This is a genomic window from Gordonia sp. JH63 (assembly GCF_009856645.1).
In the GTDB taxonomy this organism is placed as follows: Bacteria; Actinomycetota; Actinomycetes; order Mycobacteriales; family Mycobacteriaceae; genus Gordonia; species Gordonia hongkongensis.
Genome location: NZ_CP047235.1, coordinates 4,582,739 through 4,600,556 on the forward strand (window position 1 = coordinate 4,582,739; position 17,818 = coordinate 4,600,556).

The following is a 17,818-nucleotide window of genomic DNA, read 5'->3' on the forward strand; positions in this document are numbered from 1 at the left end:
TCATCCCCTCCCGCCGGCTGCGGAACGGGGGTCGTCGACGATCCGCTGCAGCCGCTCGCCGACCTTGGTCAACGCGTCGAGCGACTCGGCGACCCGCGGGTCCTCGCGGTCGAGCAGCGTCACCGAGCGGGCGGAGACGAGAACCCGGGTGGCCTCGCCCATGGCGTCCTCGACGCCCGCCCGCATCGGTTCATCGGCCACGTTGTCGATGTCGAGGTTGACGACCGCCCCGTAGGCGGACAGTGACTGCTCGATGAGGTCGTCGAAGAGGACGCGCACATACTGTCGCGGTGCGCGGTCCTCGGTCCACAGGCGCAGCCCCTCCTCGCCGGAGGCGACCGAGCTCACCACGTCGCCGGACGAATGCGACAGTTCGGCCGTCACGCCGCCGGGTTGCCGGGCGCACCCGACGAGGAGGAGCAGACACAGTCCGCACGCGAGAACCGCGCGCAGCGTGGTCGATCCGGCCGTCAGCCCGGTCGGCAGCAGCATCACCGTCCCCTTCTGTCGCGTCCTGGCGTCGAGGCGGTCCGCGTCCGCCACAGGCCGCCTCGTGGAATAGCCCGCGGGACAGCGAGCGAAACCGGCACCGGTCATGCGCAATCCACTGGTCGGCGATGCCCCCGAGCGCGGATTTGGCCCGTCGGGGCGGTTCCTCAGCCCGCGAGCAGCGCGACGATGGCCCTCGCCAGGCCACGTCGGGCCAACTGCTGATCCTGGAAGGTGCCGAGCTGCTTCTCCGACACCAGGCCCCGCATGGCCCCGGGCAGGAACGCCGCGACCTCACGTACCCGCTCCGGATCGACGTCGAGGTCGGCGAAAGCGCGCTGGCACGAATCGATCCACGACGGCCCCCACGACGCGAACTCGGCGGCGGTCTTGGGAAACATCCGACGCAACTCGTCCGGATCGCGCGGCAGGGCCGCCCGCAGGGTCTCGATCGCACGGGATTCGGGCGCGGTCAGTCCGTCGTACATGAGGTCGACGATGGCCGCGACCCGCTCCGCCAGCGGCGCATCGGGTTTCACACTCATCGGGAGGTCGCCGCGGTGCTCCGCGGTCCGATGCAGCACCGCCGCCCACAGACCGTCGATGTCGTCGAATTGATACTTGACCGCGCCCCACGTCGCGCCTATGTCTTTGGCGATCCGATTGCCCGACACGGAGGCGGGGTCGCCGGTGGCCAACGAGGCGAGCGCGGCGTCGAGCATCGCCTCGCGCGTCGCCTGGCCGCGCCTGTTCACCCGCCGGGTGACGCTGCCCGTACCGCCGTCGGGGGATCCGTCGTCCACGCGGACGTCGGAGGTGCGGGATTCGCCGGGAACCATGGCTGCCGATCGTAGCCGCTGGCGACCGCGGTCATGGCGTAGCGGCAATGCGCTGACCGGCGCGATGTTTGGCGATCGTTCGCTCGGCTACCCGTCCGTCGGGTCGATCGCGACGAAGTGCGGACGACCATCGTCCGACGAGGCAGCCGGCCCGTTCGGACACAACCCGACATTTGGCACAAACCGTTACCCGAAGCGGTAGATACAGACAGCAAGAGTTTGTATCATTGTGCAGCCGATGTGACACAAGTCACCGGTGGTCCGAGGGGGACGACATGAATGCAGCGACCGGCATCGGAGCCGCCCGCCACGCCCTGTCCGGCCTGCTGCCGGCCGAGGCGCGTCGCCGACTCCGCAACCGCGTCTACAAGGACACGCTGTTCAACAGCCGCGAACCCGAACGGACCTCATGGGCGGTGACCGACGACGGCGCGCGGCTGCGCGTCGTCCATCACGGACCCGCGGACGCTCCCGTACTCGTTCTCGTGCATGGTTGGTCGTGTTGTGTCGAGTACTGGAATCCGCAGATCAATGCGATGGCCGAGCGCTACCACGTCATCGCCTACGACCAGCGCGGCCACGGCGAGAGCACCTGGGGCCGTCGCGCGTTCGACACCGACGTCTTGGCCGATGACCTGTCCACCGTGGTCTCCCAGACGCTCCCGGAAGCAGCCACAGCCGTGTTCGTCGGGCACAGCATGGGCGGCATCACCCTGCAGGCCTGGGCTCACCGGCATCACGGTCAGGCCGAGTCACGAGCCACCGCAATGGTTCTCGCCAACACCACCTGGGGCGGGGTCGCCACCGAGAGCCGGGTCCTGCCGCTCGTCAACGGCCCGATCAAGGCGCCGCTGTGGCTGCTGCAGATGGCGCTGTCCATACCGGTTCCGTTCCCGGGAGATCGGTTCACGCGGAGCGTCATCCGGCATCGCATCCTGAACGGCCGATCGGCGACCGTCGATCACGCCGCGTTCGTCCTCGCGATGACCCGCTCGTGCTCGCCCAGCTCCCGCGCGAAGTCCGCCGTGGCCCTTCTCCAGTTGGCGATGGGACCCGCCGGCGCCGACGCCATCACCGTGCCGACCACGGTCATCGGCGGGCGGCACGACCTCCTTCTCCCGCACGCGATGACCCAGCGCATCGCGCATGCCCTGTCGGTTCGCGGCTACCTCGATCGCCTGGTCGTCCTCGACACCGGTCACGCGTCGAACATCGAGGCCGCCGAGGACTTCACGGCCGAGATCCATCGGGTCATGCATTCCGCGTCACCGAGTCCGGAGCTCGCCGAAACCGCCAGCTGACCAGGCACGCCCTTTTTCATAGAGCCCTCTTGCATTCTCGTCGCGCGGGACCTACGGTTGCCGCATGGCGAGAACGCCGCTGTCGATGACACCCACCGGTTGGTTCCAGGTCGCCTGGTGCTCGGAGATCCCGGTCGGGGCGGTCCACACGATGAAGTACTTCGGGCGCGAGATGGTCGCCTGGCGGTCGCGGTCGGGCCAGGTGTCCGTATTCGACGCCTACTGCGAGCACCTCGGCGCCCATCTCGGTCACGGCGGCCACGTCGAGGGCGAGAACCTGGTGTGTCCGTTCCACGGCTGGGAGTGGAACCGCGAGGGCCGCAACGTGTGCATCCCGTACGAGAAACACCCGAACCGGGGACGCCGCATCCGCAGCTACCCCGTCCTCGAACGCAACGAGGCCGTCTGGATCTGGCACGACACCGACGGTCGCCCTCCATATTTCGATGTTCCCGACATCTTCGGTGACTTCGGCGACGACAGCACCGCGGCCGACTACTATCCGCCGGTCCCCGCGGCCACCCTGTTCCGGCCGGGACTCGAGATCCATCCGCAGTACATCATGGAGAACGGCGTCGACTTCGCCCACTTCAAGTTCGTCCACAAGACCCCGTTCATGCCGGAGTTCACCCGGCACGACTTCGACGGCCCGGTGTCCCACGTCGACTTCACGATCGCCTTCGACGAGGGCGCGACGCTCGAGAACGCCACCAGCGGAGTCGAATCCATCAACGCCGGGCTGGGTTGTTCGGTCACCAAGAGCTGGGGCATGGTCGACAACCGCACGATGCCGGCGGTCACCCCGGTCGACGAGCACACCTCCGACGTCCGGTTCACCGTGTGGATCGGCCGCAAGCCGGGCGAGGAAACCGGCGAGATCACCCGCTACGGGACCGTGATGGCCGACCTCGTCATCGAGCAGTTCGCCGCCGACATCGACATCTGGGCACACCAGCGCTACTCCGATCCACCCGCACTGTCCCGCAGAGAGTTCGAGGGCTTCACCGCACTTCGCAAGTGGGCGCGGCAGTTCTACCCCGACGGCGGACCCGACGATGCCGATCCGTCGTCGTCGAGTGGAGCGGTGCTGCCACAAGGCGATGACTTCGTCCGCATCCGCCGTTCCGAGCTCGAGGCGCTACGCGCCGCCACGCAGTCCTGACATACGTTCAGCCCGAGAGGATCTGTCATGACCACCACCGAACGAATCCGGGTCTTCCAGGTCGCCACCGGCAATCTGGGCACCGAGATGATCGGGCGCATCCAGTCGCATCCCGACCTCGAACTGGTTGGGCTGCATTGTTATACGCCCGACAAGATCGGTCGCGACGCCGGTGAGATCGTCGGCCTCGACCCGGTCGGGGTGACGGCCACCGGCACGGTCGAGGAGATCATCGCCGCCCGTCCGGATGTCCTCACCTTCCACGGCGTCTTCCCCGACGAGGACCTCTACGTCCAGGTTCTCGAGGCCGGGATCAACGTCGTGACCACGGCGGACTGGATCACCGGATTCCATCGCGACATCAATCACCCGCACCACTCCGGACGCAAGGTCAGCGAGGTGATCGCCGAGGCCTGCGAGCGCGGCGGCGCGACCTTCTACGGCACCGGCATGAACCCCGGTCTCGCGCAGATCCTCGGCATCGTGCACACCGCCGATGTGGCCGACATCGAGAACGTGACGGTCATCGAGTCCGTCGACGTCTCCTGCCACCACTCCGTGGACACCTGGAAGGCGGTGGGTTACGGCCTGCCCGTGGACGATCCGAGCATCCCCGACTCGCTGTACAAGTACACCGCGGTGTTCGCGGACTCCGTCTACCTGATGGCCGACGCCTTCGACCTCGAACTCGACGAGGTGGCGTTCTCCTACGAGCTGGGCGCCTGCACCAAGGACGTCGACCTCGGCTGGTATCAGCTCCCGGAGGGTTCGCTGGGCGGCAGCTACATCAAGTACCAGGGCATGGTCGACGGCGTCGCGCGCGTCGAATCCCACCTCGAATGGCAGATGACACCGCACACCGATCCGTCGTGGAACATCCAGGCCTGCTACATCACCCAGGTCACCGGCGACCCGAACATCTACTCCAAGCACATGATCTTCCCGCGCAAGGGCTTCGACCTCAGCAAGCCGGAGAACTTCGCATCCATCGGCATGACCGTCACCGGACTCCCGGCCCTCAACTCGATCCGGTCCGTCGTGGCGGCACCTCCGGGCATCGTGACGAGTGCCGACCTCCCGCTGCGATCATTCGCCGGGCGGTTCGCGATCTGACGGAACGGGGTTGTGACCCTAATGGGGGTGGATCGGCGTCCTGCAGGGGATGCTGGTTTGTGTGAGCCTTCCCGGCCGGTGACCACTCCGAGACCCTGAAACGGTGTCGGATTTCTACACGAAGACCGTGGCCCGGCCGGGTAAGGATCACCCGCTAGAACGCTTCTGGGATGTCGTGCCCCCTGAACCATGTGGGGTGAGCACTGATCCATTAGGCCGCGTCAAGGGTGATCACCCCAAGGTTCACACCGACGATCGATCGAGACGACCGAAGACGAGGTGAACGACCGACATGATCTGTGTGGGCAACGACTGGGCGTCGGATCATCACGACGTGAACGTGATGGATGAACACGGCACCACCCTGGCCACCCGCCGACTACCCGAGAACGCGGCCGGCGTGACGGCGATGCATGACCTGCTCGCCCGGTTCGCCCACGACCCCTCTGAGGTGGTGGTGGGGATCGAAACCGATCACGGCATGTGGGTCGCCGCCCTGGTCGCCGCGGGCTATCAGGTGTATGCGATCAACCCGTTGTCGGTGTCGCGGTACCGCGACCGCCACCATGTCGGGGGCACCAAATCCGATAAGGCTGACGCGAAAACGCTGGCTGATCTGGTGCGGACCGACCGGCACAATCATCGATTGGTCGCCGCCGACACCGTCGAGGTCAAGGCGATCACGGTGATGGCCCGTACGCATCAGAATCTGGTGTGGGCGCGCTCAGCACAACAGAACGTGTTGCGCGCTCAACTGGGCGCCTACTATCCGGCCGCGGTCGATGCCTTCGGCGGCGACCTCGCCCACAAAGACTGCCTGGCGGTGTTGCGTCGCGCTCCCACCCCACGACAGGGAGCGGCACTGACGGTCGCGGCGATCCGATCAGCTCTGAAAAAGGTTGGCCGCCAACGCAATACCGATACCCGTGCCCGCGAGATCCAGCAGGCCCTGCGTGGGGGCGGTCATCTGAGCGCACCGGAGGCACTTACCGCAGCGTATGCGGCGACCGTGACCGTGACGGTTAACATGCTGACGACGCTCAACACCCAAATTGATCAACTGGAAACCAGTATGGCCCAGTCTTTTAGAGCGCATCCGGACGCCGAGATCTACCTGTCCATGCCCGGAGTCGGTGACATCACCGGCGCCCGGATGCTTGGCGAGTTCGGGGACGACCCCGAACGCTATGCCACCGCCAAGTCTCGCAGAAACTATGCCGGCACCTCACCACGGACCATCGCCTCAGGCAAAGGGCACGTCGTGCTGGCCCGCCATATCCGCAACACCCGCCTCAACGCCGCCGCCATGGCGATGGCGCAAAGCGCGCTGACCGGCAGTCCCGGCGCCCGCGTCTACTACGACAGCCTGCGAGATCAGAAGAAGTCCCACCCCCAAGCCTTGCGTGCGCTCGCCAACCGGCTCATCGGCATCCTCCACGGCTGCCTCAAACACCGCACCCTCTACAACGAACACACCGCCTGGAACCACCGCGCCAACCTCGCCGCTTGACACCTTGCACCCCTGGGATGTCTTCGTGGCTCGTCGCTGATATGTAGTGCTGCTCTGTCAAGTCCCATGGCGAAATTGCCTCCTTCTCAGGGGCTGTTGTGGGGTTGGCCACCCGCCGCGGTGTGTGGTGGTCGTTACTCGCGACGGTGTTGTCGGACTGATATACGCGGGTTGGTTACCGCTCAACGGTGTTCGACAGGAGATGAAAACGCTGGCCGACGGGTCTATGTAAACGTGCGTACCGTGCACCCAAAAGTGCTGGCGCACATAGCGACGCCGTGGATTCGTTCCCTGTTCACCACAGCGGGAGTCCCGCGACGGGTGGCCAAGATTGTGTGTCAGTGCTGGTTAGTCGTCGAGCACCGCCAGCGACCAGCACCAGCCGGCGAGCTCACGAGCGATCGCGGTGTTGGCCACGCAGGGATGTTTGCTGCGGCGGTCGAATTGTTGCCAGCGCTTGTGTAGCCGACGATTGCCGGCATGGCCACGGGCGCGGGCAGCCGGTGTAGCAGCCTCCCACCGGCGGCGCATGGTCTGTCCGGGTGTGGCGTAGGGGCGTCGGTGTTGCCAGGCCGCCTCGACCAATAGCCGCCGCACGTGGGCGTTACCGGCCTTGGTGATCGATCCCTGACTGCGGGTCCCGCCGGTCGAGTATTCCGAGGGCACCAACCCGGCGTAGGAGCCGATCGTGGCGCCACTAAACCGTGACCAGTCGCCGATCTCGACCGCCAAAGCGAACGCGGTCAGCGTCGACACGCCCCGCAGACACGACAGCCGGGTGACCACCGCCCGCCACGGATCGGTGGCCGCGGTCTGCTCGATCAGCTCATCGAGGCGGTCACGGCGGGCGGTCACGCTCAACACCGCGTCCAGGTCGTTGTCGAAGGCGGCTTGCAGCAGCGGCAGCTCGAAACGTTGACGCTGCAGCCACCGCTGATGAACACCGGTCCAGGGTTTCCCGCCGGAGTAGACGATCCCCTGTCGCAGAAGCAGTTTGGACAATCGATGCCGAGCGCGCATCAAGTCGCTGCGGGCGTCCTCGCGGGCGCGGACCAGATCCCGTGCGGCTTCGGTGCCCACCTCAGGAACACTGACCGCCACCACTTCGCCCAGGCGCAGCAACTTCGCCAAGTGTGCAGCGTCTCGGGCATCGGTCTTGACGCGGTCCCCGGCTGGCCGCTGCAGCTTCGAGGGCGCGGCAACCACACACTCCATCCCGGCCGCCGTGATCGCCCGCGCCAATCCAAAGCCGGTCGGACCGGCCTCATAGGCCACCCGCACCGGCGGGGCCAGGCCTTGTAGCCAGCTGACGATGGTCGCCGCATCAGGGACCAAGGTCTCCCGAATCACCTGCCCGGTGTCTTCATCGATGGCGTGAGCGACCACCGAGCGTGCGTGAACATCCAATCCGACACTTGTACCCTGAACAATCACCGGAGGCCTCCTGATCTGCAATGTGGTGCTACCGCCGAGTGTGAACTCAGCAGCAGCAACCCACGATGTGTTTGCAGCTTGAGGCCTTCGGCCCCAAGGCCCTCATACCGTCTAGCGCTCCTCGCACCTCAGGGAGCAAGGAATAATGGTCGCTTCGCTCCTCGCACCTCAGGGAGCAATGGGGGTCGGTTCAAGCTCTGACAAGAAGTCAACCGAGGTCGATGGTCACCCCGGTGAGCTCGGCACCGATGTCCCACAGCCGTGCGGCGACGTCGCGGTCCTTGGCCTTCACCGACGGCTCGACCAGTACGGGCGGACCAACGAGCCCGAGACTGCCGACCGGACCGTAGTAGTCGCCGCCCTGAGCCTTCGGATCGGTGGCGGCACGAAGAACCGGCAGGGCACCGTCGGGCGGGTCCATGATGAACCGGTCGGTGAGCCAGCGCAGCGATGGCGCGTGGTAGGCCCACTGGAGGAACCGGCTCTGCTCACGCATCACCCCGGTCCGGGTGCCTCCGGGGTGGGCCGCCAGCGAGATCGCAGACACCTCAGCACTTCTCATCCGGCGGTCGAGTTCCATTGCGAACAGCATCTGGGCGAGCTTCGCACGCGAATACGCTGCGGCGGTACTGAAACTGCGGTCCATCGGCAGATCGGCGAAGTCGATCGAGCCCGCCCGGTGGACATGGCTGCCCACGGTGACCACGCGTGCCGAGTCCGCGGCGAGCAGGCGATCGGTCAGGAGCCCGGTGAGTGCGTAGTGACCGAGATAATTCGTGCCGAAGTCCATCTCGAAACCATCGGGGGTCAGTTCGCGCCGCGCCCGCATGACCCCGGCGTTGTTGACCAGCAGATCGAGCCGAGGATGACGCCGCCGGATCTCGGCGGCGGCGTCATGGACGGAATTGAGACTCGCAAGGTCGAGATCGACGAGCTCCAACTCTGCCCCGGGGACCTTGCCCACGATGTCGTCGCGAGCCTCGGCCGACGTCTGCGGGTTACGGCACGCCAGCACCACGCGCGCGCCCAGAGTCGCCAGCCCGAGCGCGATCTCGCGCCCGATCCCCGAGTTCGCCCCGGTCACCACCGCGACCCGTCCGGTTTGCGGAGGCGCGTCGGCCAACGTCCACCCCGACTTCACATCTGCCCCCTCCGGCACCGGCTCGAACGACGATGTTGTTCGTATCACATGGCGCCGGAGGGAGCGAGAGTCAGGCGCTCACGGCCTCCGGGGCGGCGCTGCTGAATTGTCCGGCCGGCGCGAAGCGGGCGAGGACCTCGTCGTGCGGCTCTCCGGCCACCGCGGCGATGAAGCCCTCCACGTCCTCGCGGGTCCGCAGACCGAGCAGCGGATTCGGTTCGGAGAGGAGACCGAACAGGGCCGACGCGATGGCGGGACTGACGGCGGCAGCCGGAAACGACAACTCCAGGTGGGTCGCGTAGTCGGGGTCGCCCAGGTAGAGCCGGGTGACCTCGACCGCGGCCCGTCCGCGTCGCTCCCAGTGCTTCTCGAACTCCGCCGACAGCCACTCGGCGGTGAACTCACCCTCGTGGTCCCGTGCGGCCTTGACGAGTTCGGCGACCTGGAACAGCGTGTTGGCTGCCCCCTGGCCCGCGACCGGGTCGACGGCGATCGCGGTGTCACCGATCGCCGCGACCGGATGTCCACCCGCGGTGGTCGCGACAGCCTGCCGGACAGTCGGGGTGACCGCGCCCTTGAGCCACGAGACCGGATCGGACTCGATGACCTCGAGCTGGTCGATGACCGGTGCGTCCTCCGGGAAGTACTCCGCGAAGATGCCGGAGATCGTCTGCCGGGCGGACACCGCGTCGTGGACGTCGTCGAGCCGGGCCGCCCACGCTCCGTCGGGCTTGGCGAAGACGATGAACGACCACGTCGGCCCGGCATCTTTGTGCAGGAACGGTCCGACGAAGATCTCCCCGTTCTGGGCATCGAGGTTGAACAGCGAGTGCTCGCCGCCCGCGCTGCTGCGGTAGGCGAAGGACTCCGGGCCGTGGTCGACGCCGGTCAGGGTGACCTGCAGCAGACGACGCTGCGGTTCCCGGTAATGCGTGCGTGACTCGTCGACCGGGAACAGCGTCGACAGTCCGCCCTTGCCGGTGGCGACGAGGGTGATGTCGGCGTCGGCGGCGATCGCGTCGAGACGGTCGAGGCCGATCTGCCCCACCTCGAATCGTCCACCGCGGTCCAGGAACCGGGCCAGGCGGTCGTCGGCACGCAGGCGCAGGTCGACAGCCTGTGCGACGTAGCCGTAGTCCGGGTTGAACTCGAGAACCGCGGCGCGCTCGTCGCCGCTGCCGGAGTACAACCGGGCGCTGATGCCGGTGGTGTTGCTGACCTCGTACAGGTCCTCGATGATCTCGGCATCCCACTCGCGGGACTTGCCGAACAGGACACCGACACCGGTCGGCGGCACCTTGTCGCGCAACGACTCGCGGTCCCGGTCGCTGTATAGCGTGACGTCGAACCCGGCGTCGAGGAAGCCGAGGGCGGCGCTGGTCCCGGCCAGCCCGGCCCCGATGATCGCGACCGATCGTCGTGCTGTCATGAATGGATCTCCCCTGGTTGTCGGCGTGGAATGACTGCTCGACAGCGTGCCGGGGCGATCGGTGTGGCTGAAGGGTTAGACGCACCGAGAACGAATCGGCGCGTCGGCGCCGGCTCGGGTGGGGACGCTACGCGTCGTCGCGAACCCGGCGGTACCGCTCGTAGATCACCTGTCCGCCGTAGGTCCGGGTCTCGGCGAGCGACAGCCGGATCGTGTCGGCGACCGGCGGCAGCAACGGGGTACCGCCACCGACGATGACCGGGTAGCGGAAGATGCGGAACTCGTCGACGAATCCGAGTTCGATTGCCTGCCGGGCCAAGTCGGCGCCGCCGATCTCCACGTCACCGTCGGTCGAGTCCAGCACCGCGGTGAGCTCGTCGGCCAGCGATCCCTGCGCCAACCGCGCGTTGCCCTCGACCGACGTGAGGGTGCGGCTGAAGACCACCTTGGGCAGCGCCGACCAGATGTCGGCGAACGCGGCATCCGCGTCGTTCTCACGCATCCGCGGGTCGGTCTCCCAGACCAGCATCGTCTCGTAGAGCCGTCGCCCGCACACGAAGGCACCGAGTTCGCCGACCCGTTCGGTGTGGAAGGCGAACAGATCGTCAGAGGGGACCGACCAGTTGAAGTTGCCGTCGCGGTCGGAGATGAAGCCGTCCACCGAGACGCCCATCGACAAGAGCAGCATGCGGGGATGTTACGACGCCTCGCCGACACAGTCGCGGACTCCGACGCAGCAGGTGAATCCACGAGTCTGCTGTGAGGTCCGACGACACCCCGCTCGTGCCAGGCTTCCCTCAGGTGCGGGCAAGTACCATCGCCCTCTGTGCGTACGCCCCTGACCGATGCGACACCCGTCGCAACCCCGAACGAGGACGCCGCGACCGGCAACACGTCCGGGTACCGGCTGGACCTCGACGGGCTGCGCGGCATCGCGATCGCGCTGGTCGCGATCTTCCATGTCTGGTTCGGCCGGGTGTCCGGCGGCGTCGACGTCTTCCTGACCCTGTCCGGTTACTTCTTCGTCGCGTCTCTGCTCAAGCACGTCCTGGCGACCCAGCCCACGACGAGTTCCTGGGGCGCGGCGATCAATCCGTGGCCGCGATTCTCCCGGCTCCTGCGCCGGTTGCTGCCCGCTCTGCTGCTGGTCCTCGCGGTCACCGCCGGACTGATCGCGCTGATCATGCCGACGACGCGTTGGGGACCGCTCGGGGCCGAACTGCAGGCCAGTGCCCTGTACTACCAGAACTGGCACCTCGCGTTCGAGTCGCAGGACTACGCGGCCGCCGACTCCGCGAACAGCCCGATGCAGCATCTCTGGTCCATGTCGATGCAGGGCCAGTTCTTCGTCCTCACCCTCGTCTGCGCGCTGGCACTGGGCGCGGTGCTGCGTGCCCTCGGCCGGCGATCCGCATTCTTCGCCGACCCCAAGGTGGTCCGTGGAGTCGTCGGGATCGCGCTCGGCGTCGTCGCACTGGGCTCCTTCGCGTGGGCCAACTACCGCCACGGGATCAACCAGCCCTTCACCTACTACGACACCGTGGCCCGTCTGTGGGAACCGCTCGTGGGCGGACTCCTCGCGGTGTGGATGCCGCGGATCGCGCTGTCGCAGCGGGTGCGTGACCTACTGGGACTCGTGGCCCTGGGCCTTATCGTGACGTGTGGCTGGTGGATCGCCGGCGTCCAGGAATACCCCGCGGCGTGGGCGCTCGTCCCCGTGGGAGCGACGCTGATCCTCATCTGGGTCGGCTCGTCCCAGACCGCCCCCATCGATCAGGCCCCCGTCGATCAGAAGACGGCGTCCGGCCAGACCTCGATCCGATCCGGGGTGAGCCGCGGTCTCGCCCATCCCCGGCTGGTGTGGCTGGGCTCGATCGCCTACGCGCTGTATCTGTGGCACTGGCCGCTGCTCATCTTCTACCTGGCGTGGCGCTATCAGGACGATGTCTCGTGGTTCGAGGGCACCGCCATCCTGGCCGTGTCCGTGCTGCTCGCCTGGCTGACCACGAAGTACGTCGAGGCGCCGCTGCGTGCCGGGTCGGCGAAGCGGAAGCAGTCCCCGGTGCCGCCCGATGCCGATGGCGTGGTCGCGCGGCCGCCGTTCGAGAAGACCAGAGGCTACCGGCGCGCCCTCGTCGCGGTACTGGTCGTCATCAGCGTCGCAGCCGGCGCCGCCGCGGTGACCTGGCAGCGCGACGCCGCCAACGCCACCCTCGACACCCAGAACCTCGACCCACGGCTGTACCCGGGTGCGCGGGCATTCCTCGACGGCGCTCCGGTACCGAACGTGACCGCACAACCGAGTCCCCAAGTCGTCGACATGGACTGGCCGATCACCTCCTACGACTCGATCATCAGCGGCTGGAAGGACCCGTCCATCAAGGTCGGGTACTACGGCAACGTGAACGCCACCCGAACCATCGCGCTGGTCGGCGGTTCGCATGCGGAACAGTGGATCACCGCGCTCGACGCCATCGGCAAGCGCCACGACTTCCGCGTGACCACCTACCTCAAGGTCGGGTGCGCCCTCACGACCGAGCACGTGTTCACGTGGTTCGGCCAGAAGTACTACCAGTGCAACGACTGGTCGCGTCGCGTCATGGAGCGGCTCGCCGTCGACAAGCCGGATGTCGTGTTCACCAACAGCACCCGGCCCGTCGAGTCGGGCGACGGCGACTACGTCCCCAAGGACTACGAAGAGATCTTCGCCGAGTTCCGCGACCGCGGGCAGCGGGTCGTCGCGGTCCGCGACAACCCCTGGGCGACCGGACAACTCAAGCCGCCGGAGTGTCTCGCCAGCGGACGCAAACCCGAGGTGTGCGGCGTGCCCCGAGCACAGGCGATGGCGCCGGCCGACCCCGCCGCCGCGCTCGCCGGCGAGTTCCCCAACATGAGCTTCCTCGACTACACCGACGCCATGTGCGACGACGAGTACTGCCCCGCGGTCGTCGGGAACATCCTGGTGTGGCACGACTTCCACCACTTGTCGGCGACCTTCGTCCGCAGCCTCATCCCTGCCGTCGAAGCCGATCTACAGCGGTCGCTGGGTTGGTGGTGAGCGGACGGCACGCCACCTCAGTGCCGCTCGCGAAAGTGCACCGGCCGTCGTTGCCGGTACTCGACGACGGTGCCGGCCGGACGATGCCATCCCGGCTCGGCCCGAACGGTCAACTCGACCGCGGGGCAGCCGGATTCGACCGGAGGCACCGATACTCGGACGTCCACGTGGTCACCGCGAGGTCGTACCGCGAGCACCTCTGCGCAACCGACATTCGCGACGCCGGATACGATCTCCAGGTCCCCGGGCCGCAGCATCACCACTCCTGCCCCGTGGCCCGGCCGGCGAATGCGTAACCGTCCTGCCGCGCACGAGACCTCGCCGTCGTCGGCTTCGCCCGGCAGATCCGTCATCTCCCCGAACATGCGCGCGACCTCCGCGTCGACGGGCTCGAGGTAGATCTCCTCGGGTGTCCCGACCTGGCGCACGCAACCCGCCATCAACACCACGACGTGGTCGGCCATCGCCATCGCCTCCTCACGGTCGTGAGTGACCAACAGCCCACTCGAACCCTCCGCCAGGATCGTGGCCCGGACATGCTCGCGCAGCTGCGTCCTCAGCTGGGCATCAAGTGCCGAAAACGGTTCGTCCAGCCCGATGACAGCTGGTCGGGGTGCGAGCGCGCGGGCCAGTGCCACCCGTTGGCGCTGACCGCCGGACAGCGAATCGGGCCGTCGATCGCCGAACTCCTCCAGCCCGACCACGTCGAGCAACTCAGCAATCCGGGCCGCCCGGCCGGGCATACGTCTCCACCAGGGACCGAGTCCGAACCCGACGTTGCCCGCGACGGTCAGATTGTCGAACAGCGCCCCCTCTTGTGGCACCAACCCGAACCTCCGACGTTCGGGTCGAACCCCCACCGGGCGGGTTCGGGCAGAGCCGGCCGAGGCGACCTCGACACCGTCGATCTCGATGCGACCCGCTCGGATCGGCTCGAGACCCGCGATCGCGCGCAACAGGGTCGTCTTACCGCAGCCCGATGGACCGATGACCGCCGTGATCGACCCGGCGGGAACGTGAAAGGACACGCCGTCGAGAACGGTCGTGCTGCCGTACACGACCGAGACGTCGTCTACACGAACCGCGTTCCTCATGCGTGGCGTGCCCTTCCGAACAGTGCGGACAGCGCCGCGGTGGGTAGCGACGAGACGACGATCAGAACCAACCCGAGGACGGCTGCGCGACCGTAACTCAAGTCGTTGTTCAGACTCCACATATCCGTTGCGAGAGTTCGTGTTCCGATCGGGGCAAGCATCAAGGTGGCGGGTAGTTCCTTGGCAACCGACAAGAACGCGAGAGCGGAGCCGGCCATGATCGCCGGCATCACCAACGGGAGTTGCACACGCACCGCGGTCGTCAGCGGTCCCGCACCGAGAGTGCGCGAGACCTCGGACACCGCACACGGGATGGAGTCGACACCGGATCGGATCGGACCCAGACAGACCGGCAGGAACAGGACCGCATAGGTGGCGATGAGCATCGTGGCGGTGAGGTAGAGGTCCGGGACGACGCGGGTGCCCAAGAAGACCATCGAGAGCGCAACGGTCACACCCGGCAACGTATAACCGAGGTAGGACACGGCCTCGACAGTGTCCCCGGTCCTGCTACGCGGACGAGATATGAAGAATGCCAACGGCAATGCGAGAAGGGCGATGACGATGGCCGCCTGTACCGAGAGCAACGTCGTGGTCCGGGCGTACGGACCCACCCAGGCCAGCAGTTCGCCGACGCTGTCGAATCCGAGCCGGCGGGACTCGCTGATCTCGCGTAACAGCCCGACGATCGGAAGGCAGACGCCCACCGCGACGGTGGCTGTGACGAGACCCCAGGCCACCGGCCGGTTCTTCGAGACCCTCGACCGCGACGGGGTGGCACTTGGATCGACGTGGCGTCGTGCTCGCCGTTCGACGACGGCGAGCGCCACCGCGACGAGTGCGAGAACCACACCGTAGAGTGCGGCGACCGAACGGTCCAGGGTTCCGTTGTAGGCGTTGTAGATCCCCACGGTGAACGGCTCGAAGCGGACGATCGCGGGTCCACCGAAATCGCTGATCGCGTACAGCGCAACCAGCAGTCCACCCGCAACGACCCCCGTGCGAACACGCGGGAGAGTCACGCGCACAAAGGCTTCGAGCGGACCACAGCCCAGAGTGCGGGCGGCATCCTCATCAGTGCGGCCGGTACCGGAAAGCAGCGCCACCGTCGGCAGCATGACCAGGGGATAACAGGCCAGGGTCAAGACGAGTGCAGCCGCCCCCAGGCCCTCGAATCCCGGGAACAGACGGGTCCACACAAAGCCCGATACGTACGAGGGGATCGCGAGCGGCGCCGCGAGTAACGCGATGACGAATGCGCGCCCGCGCCCCACCCCGCGGGACACACACCACGCCAGCACGACCCCGATGATGATCGACGCGCACGTGACGATCGCTGCGAGCTGAACCGTGCGCCAGAGAAGTTGACCGGTGCGCGGGCGGAACAGAAGCGCGGTCGCCTGATCGATCCCGATGTCGGCGACCCGAACGACGAGATAGACCGCGGGCGTGATCAACAACAGGGCGATGCAGACGCTGATCGTGCACAACAGCATTCGCCCCGGCCGGAGATGACGGCCGGGACGAATCCTGGTGTTGACCAACAGGTCAGACAGCGCCGACCTCGCGCAGCAACTCATCTGTGCCGACGACATCGGCCAGTTCGTCGAGGGCGATCTGCGGCGGTGACAGCTGCTCCAGCGTCGGCAGTCCCTCGACCGGGAGCGGCTCGTTCCCGACCACCGGGTACTCGCCCACCTCGGTGGCGAAGTAGGTCTGGGTCTCCGGCGTCAGCAACTGTCGGACGAATTCGAAGGCCTGCTCCTTGTCGGACGCGGTCTTGAGGACACCGATCGCACCCACGTTCACGAGCGCGCCCGGATCGCCGTCGGAGAAGAAGTGCAGTCGCCCGGGAACGTTCTCGATTCCCTTCTCCTGCACCTCCTGGACCCAGTAGTAGTGGTTGGTGAGTCCCGCTGCGAGTTGTCCGGTGTTCACGCCCTCCACGATGGGCCCGTTGCCCTCGAACGACTTGGGGTCGTTGGCAAGGAAGGCGGTGAGCCAAGCGCGAGCGCCATCGTCGCCGCGAGTGAGTCGGAGCGCAGTCACGAAGGACTTGAACGAGGCATTCGTGGGGGCGTAACCGACCTTGCCACGCATCTCGGGCGCGAGAAGTCCGTCGATGCCCGCCGGGAGGGTGGCCGGATCCACCTGCGCCGGATCGAAGATCAACACACGAGAGCGCGCCGACGTGGACACCCAGGTGCCGGTCTCAGACCGGTAGGCCTCGGGGACGTTCTCGGCGATGTCTGCGGGGAGGGGTTCGAGGAGTCCGGCCTCGGCAAGAGCGCCGAGCTCGCCGGCATCTTGCGCGAAGAAGAGGTCGGCCGGGCTACCGTCGCCCTCCTCCAGGATCTGCGCGGCCTTCTTGTCGTACGCCGCCGTCACCGGAACCGTCGCGTGGATTCGTTCCACCAGCGGACCCACCAGAGACTCCGAACGTCCCGAGTAGAGCACGAGCGCCTCGTCGTCGTTCGACGAATCGCTTCCTGTGCAGGCCGCGAGCAACCCGGCGGCCATGATCGCCGCCCCAGCGGTGGCGACCACTCGTCGAACCCATCGTCTTGTGTGCACTTGCCGATACTCCTCTGTTCTCGGGACACCAATGAACCTTCACCCCCGACCAAGCCAGGTAAGCCTAACCGATACTGGCGCAAGGTCGGACAAAACGGTCGTAGTCCGGTGACCGCCTGGGCGGCCGGCTTGCCCTCAGCCCACCGCGGTCAGCAGAGCACGCGGCCCGGCGAAGACCGTCTCGCGAATGTGGTTGCGGACGAGAGTCCAAGCGGGGCAGTCACATCGAGCAGCGACACCGCGCGCGTCGACGCCCTGGTCCCGGCACAACGCGATGGCCCGGCGCAGGTGGAAACCCTGCGTCACGATGACCACCTCGTCGACGCCGAACACCTCCCGGGCGCGCCGGCAGCTCGCCGCGGTGTCGAGGCCGGCCGGGTCGTCGGCGATCACCCGCGGGTTGACACCGCGTTCCTCGAGATAGCGTCGCATCACCGCTGGTTCGTTCCCAGCCTCGTCGGAACCGTTGCCCGAGTTGATGATCCGGGCGACTCCCCCGGTCCGGTACAGCTCCCGCGCCGTGTCGAGCCGCCCTCGCACGTAGTCGCCGGGCGACCCGTCGTCGTGGACGAGGGAACCCAGCACCAGCAGCGTGGACGGGCGAGCGGGTGCCGTCGCGTCGTCGATCCTGCCCACCGACGAGAAGTACATCCACGTGGCGGCCAGGGTGATCC

General features: G+C 67.2%; 15 protein-coding genes. 5 read left to right on the forward strand and 10 right to left on the reverse strand.

Going from position 1 to position 17,818, the window contains the following annotated elements; translation table 11 throughout:
- Both GR168_RS20340 and GR168_RS20345 read right to left on the reverse strand, forming a co-directional pair.
- A complete protein-coding gene (locus GR168_RS20340) occupies window positions 1–543 on the reverse strand; it encodes a hypothetical protein (protein WP_159371542.1) in 543 nt (180 codons plus the stop codon).
- Window positions 544–656: 113 nt separating this feature from the next.
- Window positions 657–1,211, reverse strand: a complete 555-nt coding sequence (locus tag GR168_RS20345; RefSeq protein WP_223258919.1) for a TetR/AcrR family transcriptional regulator — start codon at window positions 1,209–1,211, stop codon at window positions 657–659.
- Between the two features lie 392 nt (window positions 1,212–1,603).
- Between GR168_RS20345 and GR168_RS20350 the strand changes: the two genes are divergently transcribed.
- The 4 genes from GR168_RS20350 to GR168_RS20365 all read left to right on the forward strand — a co-directional run bounded on the left by GR168_RS20350 (window position 1,604) and on the right by GR168_RS20365 (window position 6,414).
- Window positions 1,604–2,629, forward strand: a complete 1,026-nt coding sequence (locus GR168_RS20350; RefSeq protein WP_068971029.1) for an alpha/beta hydrolase — start codon at window positions 1,604–1,606, stop codon at window positions 2,627–2,629.
- 64 nt (window positions 2,630–2,693) lie between these two features.
- On the forward strand, window positions 2,694–3,791 hold the full coding sequence (locus tag GR168_RS20355) for a Rieske 2Fe-2S domain-containing protein (RefSeq protein ID WP_068971030.1): 1,098 nt from the start codon (window positions 2,694–2,696) through the stop codon (window positions 3,789–3,791).
- A gap of 27 nt (window positions 3,792–3,818) precedes the next feature.
- Window positions 3,819–4,904, forward strand: a complete 1,086-nt coding sequence (locus GR168_RS20360) for a dihydrodipicolinate reductase (RefSeq protein WP_068971031.1) — start codon at window positions 3,819–3,821, stop codon at window positions 4,902–4,904.
- 292 nt (window positions 4,905–5,196) lie between these two features.
- Window positions 5,197–6,414, forward strand: a complete 1,218-nt coding sequence (locus tag GR168_RS20365) for an IS110 family transposase (RefSeq protein ID WP_159371543.1) — start codon at window positions 5,197–5,199, stop codon at window positions 6,412–6,414.
- A 348-nt stretch (window positions 6,415–6,762) separates the two neighbouring features.
- On the opposite strand, the gene GR168_RS20370 is transcribed toward GR168_RS20365, so the two are convergent.
- The 4 genes from GR168_RS20370 to GR168_RS20385 form a co-directional block, all read right to left on the reverse strand.
- The gene (locus tag GR168_RS20370) at window positions 6,763–7,848 is read right to left on the reverse strand and encodes an IS110 family transposase (protein ID WP_137808695.1); all 1,086 of its coding nucleotides are present in this window, start codon (window positions 7,846–7,848) and stop codon (window positions 6,763–6,765) included.
- A 208-nt stretch (window positions 7,849–8,056) separates the two neighbouring features.
- On the reverse strand, window positions 8,057–8,989 hold the full coding sequence (locus tag GR168_RS20375; RefSeq protein WP_065632436.1) for an oxidoreductase: 933 nt from the start codon (window positions 8,987–8,989) through the stop codon (window positions 8,057–8,059).
- Between the two features lie 70 nt (window positions 8,990–9,059).
- Window positions 9,060–10,418, reverse strand: a complete 1,359-nt coding sequence (locus GR168_RS20380; RefSeq protein ID WP_159371544.1) for a styrene monooxygenase/indole monooxygenase family protein — start codon at window positions 10,416–10,418, stop codon at window positions 9,060–9,062.
- 127 nt (window positions 10,419–10,545) lie between these two features.
- A complete protein-coding gene (locus GR168_RS20385; RefSeq protein WP_078114005.1) occupies window positions 10,546–11,106 on the reverse strand; it encodes a dihydrofolate reductase family protein in 561 nt (186 codons plus the stop codon).
- Window positions 11,107–11,244: 138 nt separating this feature from the next.
- On the opposite strand from GR168_RS20385, the gene GR168_RS20390 reads away from it, so the two are divergent.
- Complete coding sequence (locus GR168_RS20390) at window positions 11,245–13,476, forward strand: acyltransferase family protein (RefSeq protein ID WP_159371545.1); 2,232 nt, start codon at window positions 11,245–11,247, stop codon at window positions 13,474–13,476.
- A gap of 17 nt (window positions 13,477–13,493) precedes the next feature.
- On the opposite strand, the gene GR168_RS20395 is transcribed toward GR168_RS20390, so the two are convergent.
- From GR168_RS20395 to GR168_RS20410, 4 genes are all read right to left on the reverse strand, one after another.
- The gene (locus GR168_RS20395; RefSeq protein WP_159371546.1) at window positions 13,494–14,570 is read right to left on the reverse strand and encodes an ABC transporter ATP-binding protein; all 1,077 of its coding nucleotides are present in this window, start codon (window positions 14,568–14,570) and stop codon (window positions 13,494–13,496) included.
- Window positions 14,567–16,165 (reverse strand): iron ABC transporter permease, encoded by a 1,599-nt coding sequence (locus GR168_RS20400; protein ID WP_226514175.1) that lies wholly within the window; start codon window positions 16,163–16,165, stop codon window positions 14,567–14,569. The genes GR168_RS20395 and GR168_RS20400 overlap by 4 nt, the downstream gene beginning before the upstream one ends.
- Window positions 16,119–17,090, reverse strand: coding sequence for an extracellular solute-binding protein (locus GR168_RS20405; protein WP_058249930.1), 972 nt, complete (start codon window positions 17,088–17,090; stop codon window positions 16,119–16,121). Before GR168_RS20405 ends, GR168_RS20400 begins: the two co-directional genes overlap by 47 nt.
- A gap of 189 nt (window positions 17,091–17,279) precedes the next feature.
- Window positions 17,280–17,795 (reverse strand): YdcF family protein, encoded by a 516-nt coding sequence (locus GR168_RS20410; protein WP_058249929.1) that lies wholly within the window; start codon window positions 17,793–17,795, stop codon window positions 17,280–17,282.
- Window positions 17,796–17,818: the final 23 nt, after the last annotated feature.